Raw genomic sequence first — 17,854 nt, forward strand, 5'->3', positions numbered from 1 at the left:
CGTTCAGGCGTGATGAGCGCCAAGTGGAAGGTTTTGATTATTAGCAGGCTTAACAATCAAAGTCAGCCATACTGAGGCGAAAAGCGCTACCCCCATAAAAATATAGGACGCTGCGGGGCTGCCGGTGGCGCCGTTCAGGTAGCCGACAAACCACGAGCCGCAGAAGGAGCCCAGCGCGCCCATGCTGTTGATCAGCGCCATGGCGCCCCCGGCGACGTTGCGCGGCAGCATTTCCGGAATAATGGCGAAGAAGGGGCCGTATGGCGCATACATTGCCGCCCCGGCTACCACCAGCAGGGTGTAGGAGACCCAGAAGTGGTTGGCGCCGACCGCCCAGGAACCGATGAAGGCCAGTCCGCCAATCAGCAGCAGCGGCCAGACGAACAGCTTACGGTTTTGCAGTTTATCCGAGGCCCAGGAGACGACGATCATGGCGATGGTGGCCGCCAGGTACGGGACAGAAGAGAGCCAGCCCACTTCCACCATCCCCATATTTTCACCGCCGCTGCGGATAATCGACGGCAGCCACAGTACAAAGCCGTATACGCCGATACTCCAGGCAAAATACTGCGCGCAGAGCAGGATCACGTTGCGGGAGCGGAAGGCTTCGCCATAGTTACGCACCGCTTTGATGCCTTGCTGTTCACGATCCAGTTGTTCCTGCAGCGCCGCTTTTTCAATCTCCGCCAGCCAGGACACCTGCGACGGCTTATCTTTCACCAGCACCCACCAGCAGAAGGCCCAGATCACCGCCGGCACCCCTTCGATGATGAACATTTCCCGCCAGCCGAAGGCCTGAATCAGGTAGCCGGAGACTACCGACATCCACAGGACCGTCACCGGGTTACCGAGGATCAGGAAGGTGTTGGCGCGAGAGCGCTCTGATTTGGTGAACCAGTTGCTGATATAGATAAGCATCGCCGGCATCACCGCCGCTTCGACGACGCCGAGGATAAAGCGGATCGCCGCCAGCGCCGGGATATTATGCACAATACCGGTCAGGGAGGCGCAACCGCCCCACAGGATCAGGCAGATAAAGATCAGTTTGCGAACGCTGCGGCGCTCCGCATAGATAGCGCCGGGGATCTGGAAGAAGAAGTAGCCGAGGAAGAACAGCGCCCCCAGCAGGGAGGAGATCCCCTTGGTGATGCCCAGGTCTTCGGTAATGCCTGCCGCGGAAGCGAAGCTGAAGTTGGCGCGGTCGAGGTACGCCAGGCTATACGTGATAAACACGATAGGCATGATGTACCACCAGCGTTTCGTTGCATTTGTTGAGCTATTCATAGGCTTGCCTCTGTCAATGAGGAGACATACGTCCGTCGAAACGGACGCTGCTGTGCCGCGCTGCAGGTAGGGTACAGGACGGCTGTTATCGTTGCGTAGAAAAGTTACTCGCCCAGCGCGTCGCGAGTGGGCAGCCCCTCGCTGTCGCCCTGGACCTGAATCGCCAGCGAACCGATTTTATTGCCGCGGTTCACCGCCTGAAGCAGGGTTTTGCCTTCCAGCAGGGCGCTAATCACCCCGACGGCAAAGCCGTCGCCGGCGCCGACGGTATCGACGACGTTATCGACTTTAATGGCATCGACCGTTCCCTGTTCGCCGCTGGCGCTCTTGAACCAGGCGCCGTCGCAGCCGGTTTTAATGACTACCGCCTTGACGCCGCGGGAGAGATAGAAATCGGCAATCCCTTCCGGGGTCTGCTGGCCGGTAAGAATCACGCCCTCTTTCAAGCCTGGCAAAACCCAGTCAGCCTGGAAGGCGAGACGGTTGAGTTTCTCTACCATCTCGGCTTCGCTTTTCCACAGTACCGGGCGCAGATTGGGGTCGAAAGAGAGGGTTTTTCCTTCGGCTTTCATTACCTTCGCCGCATGCTCCAGCAACGCGTAAGAGCTCTCAGAAAGGGCCGCCGCGACGCCGCTCAGGTGCAGATGGCGGGCGCTGGTGAAGTAGTCGGCGCGAAAATCGTCCGGCGAAAGATGGCTGGCTGCGGATCCTTTGCGGAAATACTCCACAATGGGATCGGTTCCATTTTCGACTTTCGATTTCATCTGGAAACCGGTAGCGAAGCGGTTGTCGATGGCCACAGCGTGGCTATCGATCCCCTCTTTCGCCAGCGATTGCAGTACGAAGCGGCCAAAGCTGTCGTTGCCGACGCGGCTCACCCAGCCGACTTTCAGACCCAGGCGCGCCAGGCCGGTGGCGACGTTCAGCTCGGCGCCGGCGACACGTTTCATGAAATGCTCCACCTCGGCCAGATCCCCGGTTTCGGTGGCGACAAACATGGCCATAGCTTCGCCGATGGTGATGACATCTAAATTTTCCACGACTTAATCCTCGCGTAACAGGTTGACGTAGCGGCGGGTCACGGCCGTCAGGTCATGGCCAGTCAGCGGAAACTCGATTCCACGCGGCGCGTCGGCGGGAAGATTATCGAGCAGGGCCAGCCAGCGTTCGGCGGCCTGATCCGGCGGTACAGCGCGGAATTTCTCATGATGAGGCTCCGCCGCTTTAACATGAATATAGCTGACTGCCGGCGCAAGATGACGTGCCGCCTCTTCCGGCGAATCGCCAACCCACAGCCAGTTGCCCATATCAAATGTTAAGGTGATCGGCAGCTGATGGACCCGGCAGGCGGCTTTGAAGCGCTGCATCGGCGCCAGCTGGCCGCAGTCGGTCTGGTCATTCTCTACCACCAACGCCATGCCGCTGTCGCTGAGGATATCGCGCAGCTCATCCAACTGCTGATTGTGGAGGAAATGGCCAAGGGAGAGCTTCAGCCACAGAGCGTTCAGAGTTTGCGCTTCCGCGAGCAGCGTCGGGAGATCCGGGTTAAGCTCGCCGTTGTCGGTGAACAGCGCCTGCGGCGCGGAGTAGCAGGCCAGCAGGCCGTGGCGCTCAATGGTGGCCGCCAGCGAGGGCAGAGCGTTGAGCTCTTCCGCGCTGCACAGCTCGCGGCGGATTTCGACGCCGTCCGCGCCGGCGTTGGCGATAAACGGCAGGACGGCGGCCTGCCCGCCTAAGGATTTAACATGGTCATTACCATACGCAGCGGTAACGACAATAATTTTTCTGGCCATCGCGCTCTTACTCCCGGCGTTTGTTGCTTAATCTCCTTAATACGCTAGATGGTATCGGTTCCATAAGAAAGGGCGAGATGTTTAATTTATGATCGGCATCACGAAGGATCGTTAACGGGAGGTTGATCCGCGGACGATAAGCTCGCCGGAAAATACCCGTTCGCGGATGGGGTCGTTAGTGCCGGCAATGCGCCGAATAACCTGTTCGACCGCCGCGTAGCCGATCTGCCACGTCGGCTGTTTGAGGGTGGTAATACCGACGCCGGCCAGCTCCGCCCACTCCAGTTCGTCGAAGCCCAGCAGGCCGATATCGCTCCCCCAGATCAGGCCGACGCGCTTCAGGGCGCGGGCTACCTGCAGCGTCAGCGCGCCGTTGGCGGAGATGACCGCTTTGCGCATCCCGCGGTGGCGGGCATGGAACTGACGCAGGACGTTGTCCAGCATCGCGCCGTCGTTAAGCTGCACCTCGGCGTTTTCGGCCACCACGCCGTGGTGGCGGGCAAGCGTGGCGCGAAAGGCGCTCAGGCGCTCGCGACGGGTATTCACCGAGCCCAGCGGTTCGCTGAGAAACAGGATGGCCTCGAATCCTTTTTCCACCAGATGTTCGGTGGCGGTGGTGGCGGCCTGGGCGTTATCAAGCCCGACCACATCGCAGGCGAAGTCGGGGATTTTACGGTCGATCAGCACCATCGGCAGGGCCGACTGCTGCAGGCGGTTCAGGCCATCCTCCCGCATACCGACTGCGTTGACCACGATGCCTTCCACCTGGTAGCTGCGCAGCAGGTCCAGGTAGTGCAGCTCCTGATCGAGCTCGTTATTGGTATTACACACCAGCAGGGTGAAGCCCTTTTCCCGGCAGGCTGCTTCAATGCCGCTCATGACGTTGACCGAGTAGGGATTGGTGATATCGGCGATGATCAGGCCGATGAGGCGGGTTCGGCCGTGCTTGAGGCCGCGGGCCATCAGGCTGGGGCGGTAGTCGAGTTCGGCAATGGCTTTTTCAATACGTGATAACAGGTCGTCGGAAAGCAGATGCTTCTCGCCGTTAAGATAACGTGAAATGCTGGTTTTGCCGGTCTTTGCGGCTTTCGCCACATCGCTGATAGTTGCACGCGCCGCTTTCGCCATGGTGGCTTCCTTTGCTGAAAATCTGCCAACACCTTAGCGCGAAAAATAGCGATATCAAGCATTTTGCCCGGCAGAGCGGCTGCCGGGCGACATGAGGTTGCGCTTACTGCAGCGGGCTGAGGGTAATTTCCACGCGACGGTTCTGCGCTTTGCCTTCCGCTGTGCTGTTGCTGGCGATAGGGTTCGCCGGGCCCATGCCGGTGGTGCGAATGCGATTGGCCGCCACGCCCTGGGTGATGAGCGCGCTGGCGACGCTGTCCGCACGCTGTTGCGACAGACGCATATTCAGATCCTTGCTGCCGGTGCTGTCGGTGTAGCCGACCACGTTAACAGCGGTTTTCTCATACTCTTTCAGCACCATGGCCACGCCGGTCAGGGTGTTGGCGCCGGCCGGCTTCAGGTTGGCGCTATTGCTGTCGAAGGTGACGTTATTCGGCATGTTCAGCACGATATTGTCGCCATTTCGCGTCACGCTGACCCCGGTTCCCTGCATTTTGTCGCGCAGCTTCGCTTCCTGCACGTCCATGTAGTAACCAATGCCGCCGCCGAGCGCCGCGCCGGCCGCTGCGCCAATCAGCGCGCCTTTGCCGCGGTCATGTTTGGAAGAGGAGAGCGCGCCGACGCCAGCGCCCACTAAGGAGCCAATACCTGCGCCAATACCGGATTTGCCTGCTTCACGTTCACCGGTATAGGGGTTGGTGGTGCAGCCAGAAATGGCCAGAGTGCCGCTGACCAGCGCCGCAATCATAAGTACGCGTTTTTTCATTTAATGTCCTTAATCCTTTTTATTCTTTGTCACAGCGAACGTGACGGTTGATTATGACGCGCGATTACGGAGAAAATTCCCCGGATACCATCTCTTTTTGTAAATAACATTGAACGGTTGCCCATCACGCCGTCATGACACCTGCATTCGCTGACCAGGAGCCGCCCTTGCCAACCTCATCTGCAACCAAAACCATCTTAACCGCCGCCCACTGGGGACCGATGCTGGTGGAAACGGACGGGGAAAACGTCCTCTCTTCCCGCGGCGCGCTGGCGACACCGTTTGCCAACTCGCTGCAAACGGCAGTGCGCGATCAGGTGCACAGCAAAACCCGCGTGCGCTATCCAATGGTGCGTAAAGGCTTCCTTGCTTCACCGGACAAGCCCCAGGGGGTCCGCGGTCAGGATGAATTCGTGCGGGTGAGCTGGGAGCAGGCGCTGGATCTGATCGATGCCCAGCATCGGCGGATCCGCGACAGCTACGGTCCGGCCTCCATTTTTGCCGGCTCCTACGGCTGGCGCTCTAACGGCGTATTGCATAAGGCGGCGACGCTGCTGCAGCGCTATATGAGCCTGGCGGGCGGCTATACCGGCCATCTTGGCGATTACTCCACCGGCGCGGCGCAGGCGATCATGCCTTATGTCGTTGGCGGCAATGAGGTGTATCAGCAGCAGACCAGTTGGCCGCTGGTGCTCGAGCACAGCGAAGTGGTGGTGCTGTGGAGCGCCAACCCGCTGAACACGCTGAAAATTGCCTGGAATGCCTCCGACGAGCAAGGGATCCCGTGGTTTGATCGGCTGCGCCAGAGCGGTAAGCGGCTGATCTGCATCGATCCGATGCGATCGGAAACCGTCGATTTCTTTGGCGATTCGATGGAGTGGATCGCGCCGCATATGGGCACCGACGTCGCGCTGATGCTGGGGATCGCCCATACGCTGGTGGAAAATGACTGGCAGGATGATGCGTTTCTTACCCGCTGCACCAGCGGCTACGATATTTTTGCCCGCTATCTGACCGGCGAAAGCGACGGCGTAGCGAAAACCGCTGACTGGGCAGCAGCGCTCTGCGGCGTTAAAGCAGATAAAATCCGCGAACTGGCGCAAATTTTCCACGAAAATACCACTATGCTGATGGCCGGCTGGGGCATGCAGCGTCAGCAGTATGGCGAGCAGAAACACTGGATGCTGGTCACTCTGGCCGCCATGCTGGGACAGATCGGTACCCCCGGTGGCGGGTTTGGTCTTTCCTATCATTTTGCCAACGGCGGCAACCCGACCCGCCGCGCGGCGGTGCTGGGCTCGATGCAGGGGAGCGTGGCCGGAGGCGTGGACGCGGTGGAGAAGATCCCGGTCGCACGAATTGTCGAGGCGCTGGAGAATCCGGGGGCGGAGTATCAGCACAACGGCATGGCGCGGCGCTTTCCCGATATTCGCTTTATCTGGTGGGCCGGCGGCGCCAACTTTACTCATCATCAGGACACCAACCGACTGATTCAGGCGTGGCAGAAACCGGAGCTTATCGTCATTTCCGAATGCTTCTGGACCGCCGCCGCGCGCCATGCCGATATCGTCCTGCCGGCGACCACCTCGTTTGAGCGCAACGATCTGACCATGACCGGGGACTACAGTAACCAGCATCTGGTGCCGATGAAGCAGGTGGTTGCCCCGCGAGATGAAGCGCGCGACGATTTCGCGGTCTTTGCCGACCTCAGCGAACGCTGGGAGGCGGGTGGCCGCGAACGCTTCACCGAAGGGAAGAGTGATTTGCAGTGGCTGGAGACTTTCTATCAGATGGCCGCCCGGCGCGGCGCCCAGCAGCAGGTGACGCTGCCGCCATTTGCCGAATTCTGGCAGGCTAACCAGCTGATTGAGATGCCGGAGGAGCCGGAGAATGCCCGTTTTGCGCGTTTCGCCGCCTTCCGCGCCGATCCCCAGGCCAACCCGCTGAAAACGGCGAGCGGTAAAATAGAGATCCACTCGCCGACCATCGCCGCTTTTGGTTACGCCGACTGTCCGCCGCATCCGATGTGGCTGGAGCCCGACGAGTGGCATGGCAACGCAGAGGCGGGGCAGCTGCAGCTGCTGTCGGCCCATCCGGCCCACCGTCTGCACAGTCAACTGAACCACACCGCGCTGCGCGAGCGCTATGCCGTCGCCGGGCGCGAACCGGTGACTATTCATCCGCAGGATGCGCAGGCGCGCGGGATTGTCGATGGCGATCTGGTGCGGGTATGGAACGCCCGCGGTCAGGTGCTGGCCGGCGCCGTGGTGACGGAGGGGATCCGCCCGGGGGTGATTTGCCTGCATGAAGGAGCGTGGCCCGACCTGGATCCGCAGGTCGGCATCTGCAAAAACGGGGCGGTGAACGTCTTAACCAAAGATATTCCGACATCCCGGCTGGGCAACGGCTGTGCCGGGAACACCGCCCTGGCGTGGCTGGAGAAATATACCGGCCCGGCGCTGCCGCTTACGGCATTTGATCCGCCGGCCAACGCATAATCCACGTCGGGTGCTGAGTATCGTCCTGCCATGCGCAGTCTTCAATCCGGAAGCCCTGCGCATGGTAGAAACTCACCGCCGATTCGTTCTTCTGATAAACCTCAAGGCTCAGCCTGGCGTAGTGCTGTTTGACTTCATCCAGCAGCGCCCGGCCAATACCCTGGCGGGTGGCGCCCGGCGCGACAAACAGCGCGCCGACGAAACGGGAGTCCAGCACGCTGACAAAGCCTTTTAACTCGCCATCCTGCTCCCAGACCCAGGTGCTGGCGGCGGGAAGATAGACATCCCGTACTACCGCGACGCTGTCGCGCCAGTAGCTTTCGCTGATAAAAGGATGGGCATGAATCGTGCTGTCCAGCCACAGCGCCAGCAGCGGCGCGGTATCTTCAGTGTCCCACTTGCGGATCATCCTGACCTCCAGGGTGACAGAAGCAGCCGGTGACATGGTCGTTGACCAGCCCACAGGCCTGCATAAAGGAATAACAGATTGTCGAGCCGACAAACTTAAAGCCGCGTTTTTTCAATGCTTTGGACAGCGCTTCGGAGGCCGGCGTCGTGGTGGGAATTTCCGCCAGCGTCGCAGCGCGGGTCACCTGTGGCGCATTGTCGACGAAGGACCAGACAAAATCAGTGAACGACTCGCCATTTTCTTCCATCGCCAGATAGGCGCGGGCGTTGCCGATAATGGCCTGGATTTTTCCCCGATGGCGAATGATGCCGGTATCCTGCAGGAGTCGCTCGATATCGTCATCACCCATCGCCGCCACGCGCACCGGATCGAACTGGTGAAAAGCCTGGCGGTAGTTCTGCCGTTTTTTTAACACCGTGATCCACGATAAACCGGCCTGCTGGCCCTCAAGGCAGATCATTTCAAACAGCTGGCGACCCTCTTTTTGCGCCACACCCCATTCGGTATCGTGATACTCGATGTATAACGGATCCTGACTCACCCATCCGCAACGCTGCATAGCTGTTTCTCCCTCTGCGCTAAAAAAGTGGACGCCCGCCTTGACGGCTGAAAGATAAAGATAATAGTTAATACAGGGAAATCGTATCCCCACTAAAAACACAGCAATATTGCCGATTCGGCTCTTTTCTGGAGTCGCATTAATGATAATAAAGAAATGCAATGGCCTCCGGGGGTTCTTGATCCCGGCGAGCGTATCCGTCTGGGTGTCATGTGTCTCTGGAGCGAATGCCTGGCAACAGGAATATATCGCTATCGATACAAAAAGTAATACGTCGGAACGCTATACATGGGATAGCGATCACCAACCACGTTATGAAGATATTCTCGCCGAGCGGATGAAGTCCTCTGAGACGCCCGGCGGGCTGGCGTTAAACCAGGGGCTGGCGCCGCCGGACAGCGGCCGCGGCCTGAGCGTTGGCTGGAATTATCCGCTGGCAAACGGCGTAACCTCCGGGCCGGTGGCCAGCCTGCGCAGCGACGTCACCGCGCCGACGGTGAGAAGCGCAGGCGAGGCGGGCTACGTTAACACGCTCGGCTGGCGCATGGATTATCAGGCGCTGTGGGGCGTGCATCCCTGGGCGCAGGTGAGCTATAACCAGTCGCTCGCCAGCGATGTCTGGGCGCCGATGACCCGTGCCAGGGAGGGAGGCTGGAGCGATGTCACCCTGGGCGCTGATATGCGGTTGGGATCCCACGTGGCGGCATGGGCAACGCTGTCGCAGGCGGATAACCTGCCGTCAGGGGAAAATACGCTCTATTTGATGGGGGTCAGCGCCAATTTTTAATCGGGAATTGTTACGCATTTGAAACGATGTGGTTATTGTTAAATCTCAGCAATGGCGCATTTCTGTGAGATAGCGCACACTAACTTTTTGCCTGTAATTTACGGAATGAATGTTATGCAATGCCATTCATTCCAACATTAATGCATTTCATTCCCCGCTGATGGCAGTTCATGCCTTTTTCCCCCACTGGATGAGGGGCCTTCGCTATTGTGGCGGCAGTTAATTTATCAGGACAACTGCTATGAACGCTGCAAACCGTCAATCGACCCGCTGGCTGACACTGATCGGCACCATCATCACCCAATTCGCTCTCGGTTCGGTTTATACCTGGAGCCTGTTTAACAGTTCGCTGTCTGACAAACTGGGCGAGCCGGTCAGTCAGGTGGCTTTTTCCTTTGGTCTGCTGAGCCTCGGGCTGGCGCTCTCTTCGTCGGTCGCCGGCAAGCTGCAGGAGCGCTTTGGCGTGAAGCGCGTCACCATGGCCTCCGGGATCCTGCTCGGCCTGGGCTTCTTCCTGACCGCGCACTCCAGCAGCCTGATGATGCTGTGGCTGAGCGCGGGCGTGCTGGTGGGGCTGGCGGACGGCGCCGGTTACCTGCTGACCCTGTCGAACTGCGTGAAATGGTTCCCGGAACGTAAAGGGCTGATCTCCGCCTTCTCCATTGGCTCCTATGGTCTCGGCAGCCTGGGGTTCAAATTCATTGATTCCCACCTGCTGGCCACCGTTGGCCTGGAAAAAACCTTCGTTATCTGGGGCGCTATCGTGCTGGTGATGATCGTCTTTGGCGCGACCCTGATGAAAGATGCGCCAAATCACCCGGCAGCCACCGCGGCCAACGGCGTCGTGGAAAACGACTTCACCCTCGCCGAATCGATGCGTAAACCGCAGTACTGGATGCTGGCGGTGATGTTCCTGACGGCCTGCATGAGCGGTCTGTACGTAATTGGCGTAGCGAAAGATATTGCCCAGGGAATGGTCCACCTGGATGTCGCCACGGCGGCCAACGCGGTAACGGTTATCTCGATTGCGAACCTCAGCGGTCGCCTGGTGTTAGGTATCCTGTCTGATAAAATCTCCCGCATTCGCGTGATTACCATCGGTCAGGTCGTGTCGCTGGTGGGGATGGCCGCGCTGCTGTTCGCCCCGCTGAATGCCTTGACCTTCTTCGCCGCCATCGCCTGCGTCGCCTTTAACTTCGGCGGCACCATTACCGTCTTCCCGTCGCTGGTGAGTGAGTTCTTTGGTCTGAACAATCTGGCGAAAAACTATGGCGTGATTTATCTGGGCTTCGGTATCGGCAGCATCTGCGGCTCTCTCATCGCTTCGCTGTTCGGCGGTTTCTACGTGACCTTCTGCGTGATCTTCGCCCTGCTGATCCTCTCGCTGGCGCTATCCACCACCATCCGTCAGCCGAAAAGCACGGTATATAACGAGGCGCACGCCTGAAACCTGCAGCGTGAAACGTGCCCCTGGTTATTTCCCTAAGCAAATAGTGCCAATCCAGCCAAATGTTTTGTAAATGTTTGGCTGGATCACATTCCCTCCTGATACTTTTCTCGTTCCCTGTGGTCTACTTATCGCGGTTTGTAGAGGTTTCTGATAACCAACCCTAACGCACCCTATTAGCCTACTGACTCGTGCCACAGCGTCAGGCGGTGTTTTATTCTTCTTTTTCCAGGTTTGCTTGCATGAAATATATTAGAACGATGACGCAGCAGAAGCTTAGTTTTTGGCTGGCGCTGTACATCGGCTGGTTTATGAACGTCGCCGTTTTTTTCCGGCGTTTCGATGGTTATGCTCAAGAGTTCACTTTCTGGAAAGGGCTTTCCGGTGTTGTTGAACTGGTTGCCACGGTATTTGTCACCTTCTTCCTGTTACGTCTTCTGTCGCTGTTCGGCCGCCGTATCTGGCGCATTCTGGCGACGCTGATTGTCCTGTTTTCCGCCGCGGCGAGTTACTACATGACGTTCCTCAATGTGGTGATTGGCTACGGGATTATCGCTTCGGTGATGACCACCGATATCGACCTGTCGAAAGAGGTCATCGGCTGGCACCTGATCCTCTGGCTGGTGGCGGTGAGCGCGCCGCCGTTGCTGTTCATCTGGAGCAACCGCTGCCGGCATACGCTGCTGCGCCAGCTACGCACCCCGGGCCAGCGGGTTAAAAACGTGCTGATCGTGGTGCTGGCCGGACTGATTGTCTGGGGACCCATCCGCCTGCTAGAGCTGCGCCAGCATGATGTGGAGCGCCATTCGGAAGTGGATATGCCGAGCTATGGCGGGGTGATCGCCAACTCTTACCTGCCGTCGAACTGGTTGTCGGCGCTGGGTCTGTACGCTTGGGCGCAGGTGGATGAATCCTCAGACAACAAATCGCTGATTAACCCGGCGAAGAAGTTCACCTACGTCGCGCCGGAAGGTCTGGATGATACCTACGTGGTGTTTATCATTGGCGAAACGACCCGCTGGGACCATATGGGCATCCTCGGCTATAGCCGCAATACCACGCCAGAGCTGGAGAAAGAGAAGAATCTCGTCGCCTTCCGCGGTTACTCGTGCGATACCGCTACCAAACTGTCGTTACGCTGCATGTTTGTGCGCGAGGGCGGGGCGGAAGATAACCCCCAGCGGACGCTCAAAGAGCAGAATGTCTTTGCCGTACTGCATCAGCTGGGCTTCAGCGGCAATCTGTACGCCATGCAGAGCGAGATGTGGTTCTACAGCAACACGATGGCCAACAATATCGCCTACCGCGAGCAGATTGGCGCCGAGCCGCGCAACCGCGGTAAGAGCGTTGACGATATGCTGCTGGTGGATGAGATGAAGCGCGGTATGGCGCAGGGCAACGCCTCCGGTAAGCATCTGATCATTCTCCACACCAAAGGCTCCCACTTTAACTACACCCAACGCTACCCGCGCAGCTTCGCCCAGTGGAAACCGGAGTGCGTCGGCGTCGACAACAAGTGCTCGAAAGCGGAACTGATCAATTCCTACGACAATAGCGTGACCTATGTCGATCACTTTATCGTCAGCGTCCTCGACCAGCTGCGGGATAAGAAAGCGATTGTGTTCTATGCCGCCGACCACGGGGAGTCGATTAACGAGCGTGAACACCTGCACGGTACGCCGCGCAAGATGGCGCCGCCGGAGCAGTTCCGCGTGCCGATGATGGTGTGGATGTCGGATAAGTACCTGGAAAATCCCGATCACGCCGCCGCGTTTGCCCATCTGCAGCAGCAGGCTGCGATGAAGGTGCCGCGCCGTCACGTCGAGCTGTACGACACCATTATGGGCTGCCTCGGCTATACCTCGCCGGATGGCGGGATCAATGAGAACAACAACTGGTGCCGGTGGAAAAAGTAAGGCCCGATAGTTTTCAGATTCTCGGGTCTGTTTTCCTTTCCTGAGCCCAGGATAAGCTAATCCCTCGCCGGCTGACGCCGCGCGAGGGATTTTTTTCGCACAGTGGACGTGTCTGGCAGGTGACCTCTTCTTCTTTGATTACCCCTGTTTCCTCGCTTCCCCTGTGCATGAACTTTTCATGGAGAGAAAGGATGAAGGTGATAAAGGGGTTGGTCCTACTGTGCCTGATGATGCTCGCGGGCTGCCAGTCTGAGGAAGAGACCAGCCAGTTCCTGCTGGCCTGTAAATACGATGCGCCAGCGACGATCGCAGCCATGCTGGATAACGGCATTGATGTGGATGGTCAGGATAAAACCGGCTTAAGCGGCCTGATGGTCGCTGCTGCGGAAAATCGTCGCGATGTGGTGGAATTGCTGCTTAAGCGTCGGGCGAAGCCGAACCTCCAGACGCGCCAGGGCGTCACGGCGCTGATGCTGGCGGCGGCGCGTGGCAGCGATACCGCGATTATCGGCGATCTTCTCCAGGCGGGAGCGTCGGTGAATCAGACCTCCATCGACAAGAGTACGGCATTGATGTCCGCCATCTCCGACGGCGGGGACATCAGAAACGACTATCAGCATATTCTGGCGATGAAAAAGCCCGATGCGCCTGTCGAAGAGGAGAGTACGCTGGACAAGATAGTTGGCGCAACGGCGGCGAAATCGCTGGCGACGGGCAATCGCGCGCTGATGACCGAAGACATGGCGTTACAACTGGCGCCCGGCGCGTTTAAGAAGAACGTCGACGAGATAGTGGCGCTGCTCCTCAAGCACGGCGCGGACGTGAAGGCTGTCAACGCGTCCGGGGAATCGGCCTTTTTCCTCGCTGTCGATCACGCGCGATCGGCGGAAACCATCACGACGTTGGCCAACGCCGGGGCGGACACCAGCCTGGCGGATAAATCCGGCACCACACCGCTGATGCTGGCGGCGGCGGGGGATGATCCCGATCTGGTGCTGGCGCTGTCGGCCTCCGGGGTGGAAGTGGATCAGCCGAACCGTGAAGGACTCACGGCGCTGCAGGTGGCGGCGGGGCAGGGGGCGCCTGCGGTGATCGCGGCGCTGGTGCAGCGCGGCGCAAAGGTGGACCAGCTTTCCGCCAACGATCTCAGCCCGCTGATGCTGGCGGTCAAAATGAATAATAAAGCCAATGTCGAGGCGCTGCTTGCGGCTGGCGCCAGCGTCAACCTCAGCAATAAGGCCGGCTATACGGCGATTGGCTACAGCCGGGCCGGCGAGGTTCGCCAGCTGCTGCTGGCACAGCATGCCGAGCTGAAGGGGCAGGCCGCGCATATGGCGCAAAGCGAACTGCAGTTTTGTGCTAATGCCTTTGCCGACAAGCTGGCATACAGCGACATCGCCCGGGCGGTGAATAACGATACCCGCCCGGATATTATGCGTCATCAGCAATCCTGCCCGGAGCTGGGGGAGCTGACGATGCTACTGGGAGAGTTTACATTCACCCCGGCGGGCGCAACCTATCTCGGCGAGCCGGTGACATGTAAGGTATCCGAGTATCGCAAAACGTTTGAGGTCAACTGCCGCTAAAAACGTTGAGCAACCGGCGATTCGCTGCTCAGGCTGCTGAGTTTCTCGCCGGTTGAGCGATTTTTTGAAAATAAGGCATTGACGGGTAGGCATCCCAGCAGTAAGATGCGCCCCGCATTCGGTGATTGGCGCAGCCTGGTAGCGCACTTCGTTCGGGACGAAGGGGTCGGAGGTTCGAATCCTCTATCACCGACCAAATTCGAAAAGCCTGCTCAATGAGCAGGCTTTTTTGCATCTGGGGCCTGCGAGGATGAGAACCTCCGGGGGCAGGAGGTTCGACTCGCGTTCCGTAGGCCCGCGCAAGCGCAGCGCCGCCGGGCAACATCAGTGCACGACTGGCCAAAAATACCACCAAAATCACAATAAACGTCTTTACTCACGTTTTCAGCCGGCTATTCGCTATTTTGTGACATCTTCCATTGCATTTTTTTATCGATGAACAGATCTTTTTTCGCGAAGCTTATGGCTGAATGCAGCATTTTCCGCTGTGCGTTTTAACGTTCACGCTATTAATCGCTCACATATTGGTCACACAGCAAGAAATTTTTCTCATTTGCTGGCATTGTTTCCCACTGGGTGTTGCAAATTAATAAGGTCTTTATTCTGCTGAATTGCCAGTAGCATAAATTTCTCTGCTGAAAATAGCGTCCTGAAGTTTTTTTAATCTTTGCCTGCCGTTTCTCACGCTGGATGTAAAACCCGGCTGGCTGTATTGACGTTTCCCCATTCTGTTGACAGATTGTAGGGCATGAGGGGCATTTCATGGAGAATCCGTACTGCAACTCAGTCGTTTTTGCGAAAGGAATCCCCATCTCTCTCTACGCCTTCGGGCACCACCGACCGGACCGGGTAAAAAATAAATAAAGGTCCGGCGGATATATGCAAACAACATCACAATTTTGGAGCAGAATAATGAGTATTTCCTTGAAGAAATCAGGGATGCTGAAGCTTGGTCTGAGCCTGGTCGCCATGACCGTCGCCGCCAGCGTGCAAGCGAAAACCGTGGTTTATTGTTCTGAAGGCTCGCCGGAAGGATTTAACCCACAGCTCTTCACCTCTGGCACCACCTATGATGCCAGCTCCGTACCGATCTATAACCGCCTGGTCGAATTTAAAACCGGTACGACGGAAGTTATTCCAGGACTTGCTGAGAAATGGGAAGTCAGTGCGGATGGCAAAACCTATACTTTCCACCTCCGTCAGGGTGTGAAGTGGCAGGAAAATAAAGACTTTAAACCAACCCGTGACCTGAACGCCGATGACGTGGTGTTCTCCTTCGATCGCCAGAAGAATACTAATAACCCGTACCATAAAGTTTCTGGCGGCAGCTATGAATACTTTGAAGGGATGGGCTTACCGGACCTGATTAGCGAAGTGAAGAAAGTGGACGATAATACCGTCCAGTTCGTCCTGACCCGTCCGGAAGCGCCGTTCCTCGCTGATCTGGCCATGGACTTCGCCTCCATTCTTTCGAAAGAGTATGCTGACAACATGCTGAAAGCCGGCACGCCGGAAAAAGTGGATCTCAATCCTATCGGTACCGGCCCATTCCAGCTGCTGCAATACCAGAAAGATTCCCGCATTCTGTATAAAGCCTTCCCGGGCTACTGGGGTACCAAGCCGAAGATCGATCGTCTGGTCTTCTCCATCACCCCGGACGCTTCCGTGCGCTATGCCAAGCTGCAGAAAAACGAGTGCCAGGTGATGCCGTACCCGAACCCGGCCGACATCGCGCGCATGAAGGAAGATAAGAACATTACCCTGCTGGAACAGCCGGGTCTGAACGTCGGTTATCTCTCCTTTAACACCGAGAAGAAACCGCTGGACGACGTCAAAGTACGTCAGGCGCTGACCTACGCGGTCAACAAAGAAGCGATCATCAAAGCGGTTTACCAGGGCGCAGGCCAGGCGGCGAAGAACCTGATCCCGCCGACCATGTGGGGCTATAACGACGACGTTAAGGACTACACCTACGATCCGGAGAAGGCGAAGCAGCTGCTGAAAGAAGCGGGCCTGGAAAAAGGCTTCACCATCGATCTGTGGGCGATGCCGGTACAGCGTCCGTACAACCCGAACGCCCGCCGCATGGCGGAGATGATTCAGGCTGACTGGGCCAAGATTGGCGTCCAGGCCAAGATCGTCACCTACGAGTGGGGCGAGTATCTGAAGCGGGCGAAAGCGGGCGAGCACCAGAGCGTGATGATGGGCTGGACCGGCGACAACGGGGATCCGGATAACTTCTTCGCGACCCTGTTCAGCTGCGCCGCGGCGAAAGACGGCTCCAACTACTCGCGCTGGTGCTATAAGCCGTTTGAAGATCTTATTCAGCCGGCCCGCGCTACCGACGACCACAACAAGCGTATTGAACTGTACAAACAGGCTCAGGTAGTGATGCATGACCAGGCTCCGGCGCTGATCATTGCTCACTCCACCGTCTATGAGCCGGTGCGTAAAGAAGTCAAAGGCTATGTGGTGGACCCGCTGGGCAAACACCACTTCGATAACGTCTCTGTCGAATAATAAGTACGATGCCTGACCCCCTCTCCCCGCGTGGGAGAGGCGGGGGGCGTATTCCCGCTATTCCGGGGAATGCTTTTGTGAGCAATACAGACGCCCTGTCGCCAGGCGGGGCGTCACTAGAGAGAATCCGGGTTATGTTGCAGTTTATTCTCCGACGTCTGGGACTAGTCATCCCGACATTTATCGGTATCACCCTTCTCACCTTTGCTTTCGTCCATATGATCCCCGGCGATCCGGTGATGATTATGGCGGGCGAACGTGGTATTTCCCCCGAACGTCACGCGCAGCTGCTGGCCGAAATGGGCCTTGATAAGCCGCTGTGGCAGCAATATGCCCACTATATCTGGGGCGTGCTACACGGCGATTTAGGCATCTCGCTGAAAAGCCGCATTCCCGTGTGGCAGGAGTTTGTCCCACGCTTTAAAGCCACCCTTGAGCTGGGCGTCTGCGCGATGATCTTCGCCGTCGCCGTCGGCATTCCGGTGGGCGTGCTGGCTGCGGTAAAACGCGGCTCCATCTTTGACCACACCGCGGTGGGCCTGGCGCTGACCGGCTACTCAATGCCTATCTTCTGGTGGGGCATGATGCTGATTATGCTGGTTTCGGTACAGCTGAACCTGACGCCGGTCTCCGGGCGTATCAGCGATACGGTGTTCCTTGACGATACCCTGCCGCTGACCGGCTTTATGCTGATCGACACCGCCATCTGGGGCGAGCAGGGCGACTTTATTGACGCCTTAATGCATATGATCCTGCCCGCTATCGTGCTGGGCACCATCCCGCTGGCGGTGATCGTGCGTATGACCCGTTCGTCGATGCTGGAAGTGCTTGGCGAAGACTATATCCGTACCGCGCGCGCCAAAGGCCTGACCCGGATGCGGGTGATCGTGATCCACGCGCTGCGTAACGCGATGCTGCCGGTGGTCACGGTGATTGGTCTGCAGGTGGGCACCCTGCTGGCGGGCGCCATCCTGACGGAAACCATTTTCTCATGGCCTGGTTTAGGTCGCTGGCTGATCGACGCGCTGCAGCGTCGCGATTATCCGGTGGTGCAGGGCGGGGTGCTGCTGGTGGCGACGATGATTATCCTCGTCAACCTGCTGGTCGACCTGCTGTACGGCGTGGTGAACCCGCGTATCCGGCATAAGAAGTAAGGGGCCA

14 protein-coding genes and 1 tRNA gene are annotated in these 17,854 nt (G+C 58.1%); 8 read left to right on the forward strand and 7 right to left on the reverse strand.

Annotated features, from left to right (window positions below; translation table 11 throughout):
- Positions 1-3: 3 nt before the first annotated feature.
- From HMPREF3140_RS16370 to HMPREF3140_RS16395, 5 genes are all read right to left on the reverse strand, one after another.
- Positions 4-1,284: an MFS transporter gene (locus tag HMPREF3140_RS16370; protein ID WP_032412558.1), complete on the reverse strand. Its 1,281-nt coding sequence runs from the start codon at positions 1,282-1,284 to the stop codon at positions 4-6.
- 104 nt (positions 1,285-1,388) lie between these two features.
- Positions 1,389-2,324 (reverse strand): sugar kinase, encoded by a 936-nt coding sequence (locus HMPREF3140_RS16375; RefSeq protein ID WP_002921921.1) that lies wholly within the window; start codon positions 2,322-2,324, stop codon positions 1,389-1,391.
- Between the two features lie 3 nt (positions 2,325-2,327).
- A complete protein-coding gene (locus HMPREF3140_RS16380) occupies positions 2,328-3,077 on the reverse strand; it encodes a sugar phosphate isomerase/epimerase family protein (protein ID WP_002921919.1) in 750 nt (249 codons plus the stop codon).
- A 111-nt stretch (positions 3,078-3,188) separates the two neighbouring features.
- Positions 3,189-4,205, reverse strand: coding sequence for a LacI family DNA-binding transcriptional regulator (locus HMPREF3140_RS16385; protein WP_002921918.1), 1,017 nt, complete (start codon positions 4,203-4,205; stop codon positions 3,189-3,191).
- 103 nt (positions 4,206-4,308) lie between these two features.
- Complete coding sequence (locus HMPREF3140_RS16395; protein ID WP_002921917.1) at positions 4,309-4,971, reverse strand: OmpA family lipoprotein; 663 nt, start codon at positions 4,969-4,971, stop codon at positions 4,309-4,311.
- Positions 4,972-5,138: 167 nt separating this feature from the next.
- Here HMPREF3140_RS16395 and HMPREF3140_RS16400 point away from each other — a divergent pair, with 167 nt between their 5' ends.
- A complete protein-coding gene (locus HMPREF3140_RS16400; RefSeq protein WP_023313729.1) occupies positions 5,139-7,469 on the forward strand; it encodes a molybdopterin guanine dinucleotide-containing S/N-oxide reductase in 2,331 nt (776 codons plus the stop codon).
- Here the strand turns inward: HMPREF3140_RS16400 and HMPREF3140_RS16405 are convergent.
- Together HMPREF3140_RS16405 and tag are read right to left on the reverse strand one after the other, a co-directional pair.
- Positions 7,438-7,878 (reverse strand): N-acetyltransferase, encoded by a 441-nt coding sequence (locus HMPREF3140_RS16405; RefSeq protein ID WP_032412556.1) that lies wholly within the window; start codon positions 7,876-7,878, stop codon positions 7,438-7,440. The two genes, HMPREF3140_RS16400 and HMPREF3140_RS16405, sit on opposite strands and share 32 nt — an antisense overlap.
- On the reverse strand, positions 7,856-8,437 hold the full coding sequence (gene tag / locus HMPREF3140_RS16410) for a DNA-3-methyladenine glycosylase I (RefSeq protein ID WP_021468890.1): 582 nt from the start codon (positions 8,435-8,437) through the stop codon (positions 7,856-7,858). The genes HMPREF3140_RS16405 and tag overlap by 23 nt, the downstream gene beginning before the upstream one ends.
- A 205-nt stretch (positions 8,438-8,642) precedes the next feature.
- Here tag and HMPREF3140_RS16415 point away from each other — a divergent pair, with 205 nt between their 5' ends.
- The 7 genes from HMPREF3140_RS16415 to dppB all read left to right on the forward strand — a co-directional run bounded on the left by HMPREF3140_RS16415 (position 8,643) and on the right by dppB (position 17,847).
- On the forward strand, positions 8,643-9,224 hold the full coding sequence (locus tag HMPREF3140_RS16415) for a hypothetical protein (RefSeq protein WP_020803959.1): 582 nt from the start codon (positions 8,643-8,645) through the stop codon (positions 9,222-9,224).
- Between the two features lie 241 nt (positions 9,225-9,465).
- Positions 9,466-10,671, forward strand: coding sequence for an L-lactate MFS transporter (locus HMPREF3140_RS16420; protein ID WP_002921907.1), 1,206 nt, complete (start codon positions 9,466-9,468; stop codon positions 10,669-10,671).
- A gap of 242 nt (positions 10,672-10,913) precedes the next feature.
- Positions 10,914-12,587: a kdo(2)-lipid A phosphoethanolamine 7''-transferase gene (gene eptB, locus HMPREF3140_RS16425; RefSeq protein ID WP_004152427.1), complete on the forward strand. Its 1,674-nt coding sequence runs from the start codon at positions 10,914-10,916 to the stop codon at positions 12,585-12,587.
- A gap of 191 nt (positions 12,588-12,778) precedes the next feature.
- Entirely contained in the window at positions 12,779-14,173 is a 1,395-nt protein-coding gene (locus HMPREF3140_RS16430; protein ID WP_023288068.1) for an ankyrin repeat domain-containing protein, read from the forward strand.
- A 119-nt stretch (positions 14,174-14,292) separates the two neighbouring features.
- Positions 14,293-14,369: transfer RNA gene (locus HMPREF3140_RS16435), tRNA-Pro, on the forward strand.
- Between the two features lie 716 nt (positions 14,370-15,085).
- Positions 15,086-16,693 (forward strand): dipeptide ABC transporter periplasmic-binding protein DppA, encoded by a 1,608-nt coding sequence (gene dppA / locus HMPREF3140_RS16445; protein ID WP_070553041.1) that lies wholly within the window; start codon positions 15,086-15,088, stop codon positions 16,691-16,693.
- Between the two features lie 134 nt (positions 16,694-16,827).
- A complete protein-coding gene (dppB, locus tag HMPREF3140_RS16450; RefSeq protein ID WP_002921786.1) occupies positions 16,828-17,847 on the forward strand; it encodes a dipeptide ABC transporter permease DppB in 1,020 nt (339 codons plus the stop codon).
- Positions 17,848-17,854 lie beyond the last annotated feature (7 nt).

Source organism: Klebsiella sp. HMSC16A12, assembly GCF_001808265.1.
GTDB lineage: Bacteria > Pseudomonadota > Gammaproteobacteria > Enterobacterales > Enterobacteriaceae > Klebsiella > Klebsiella pneumoniae.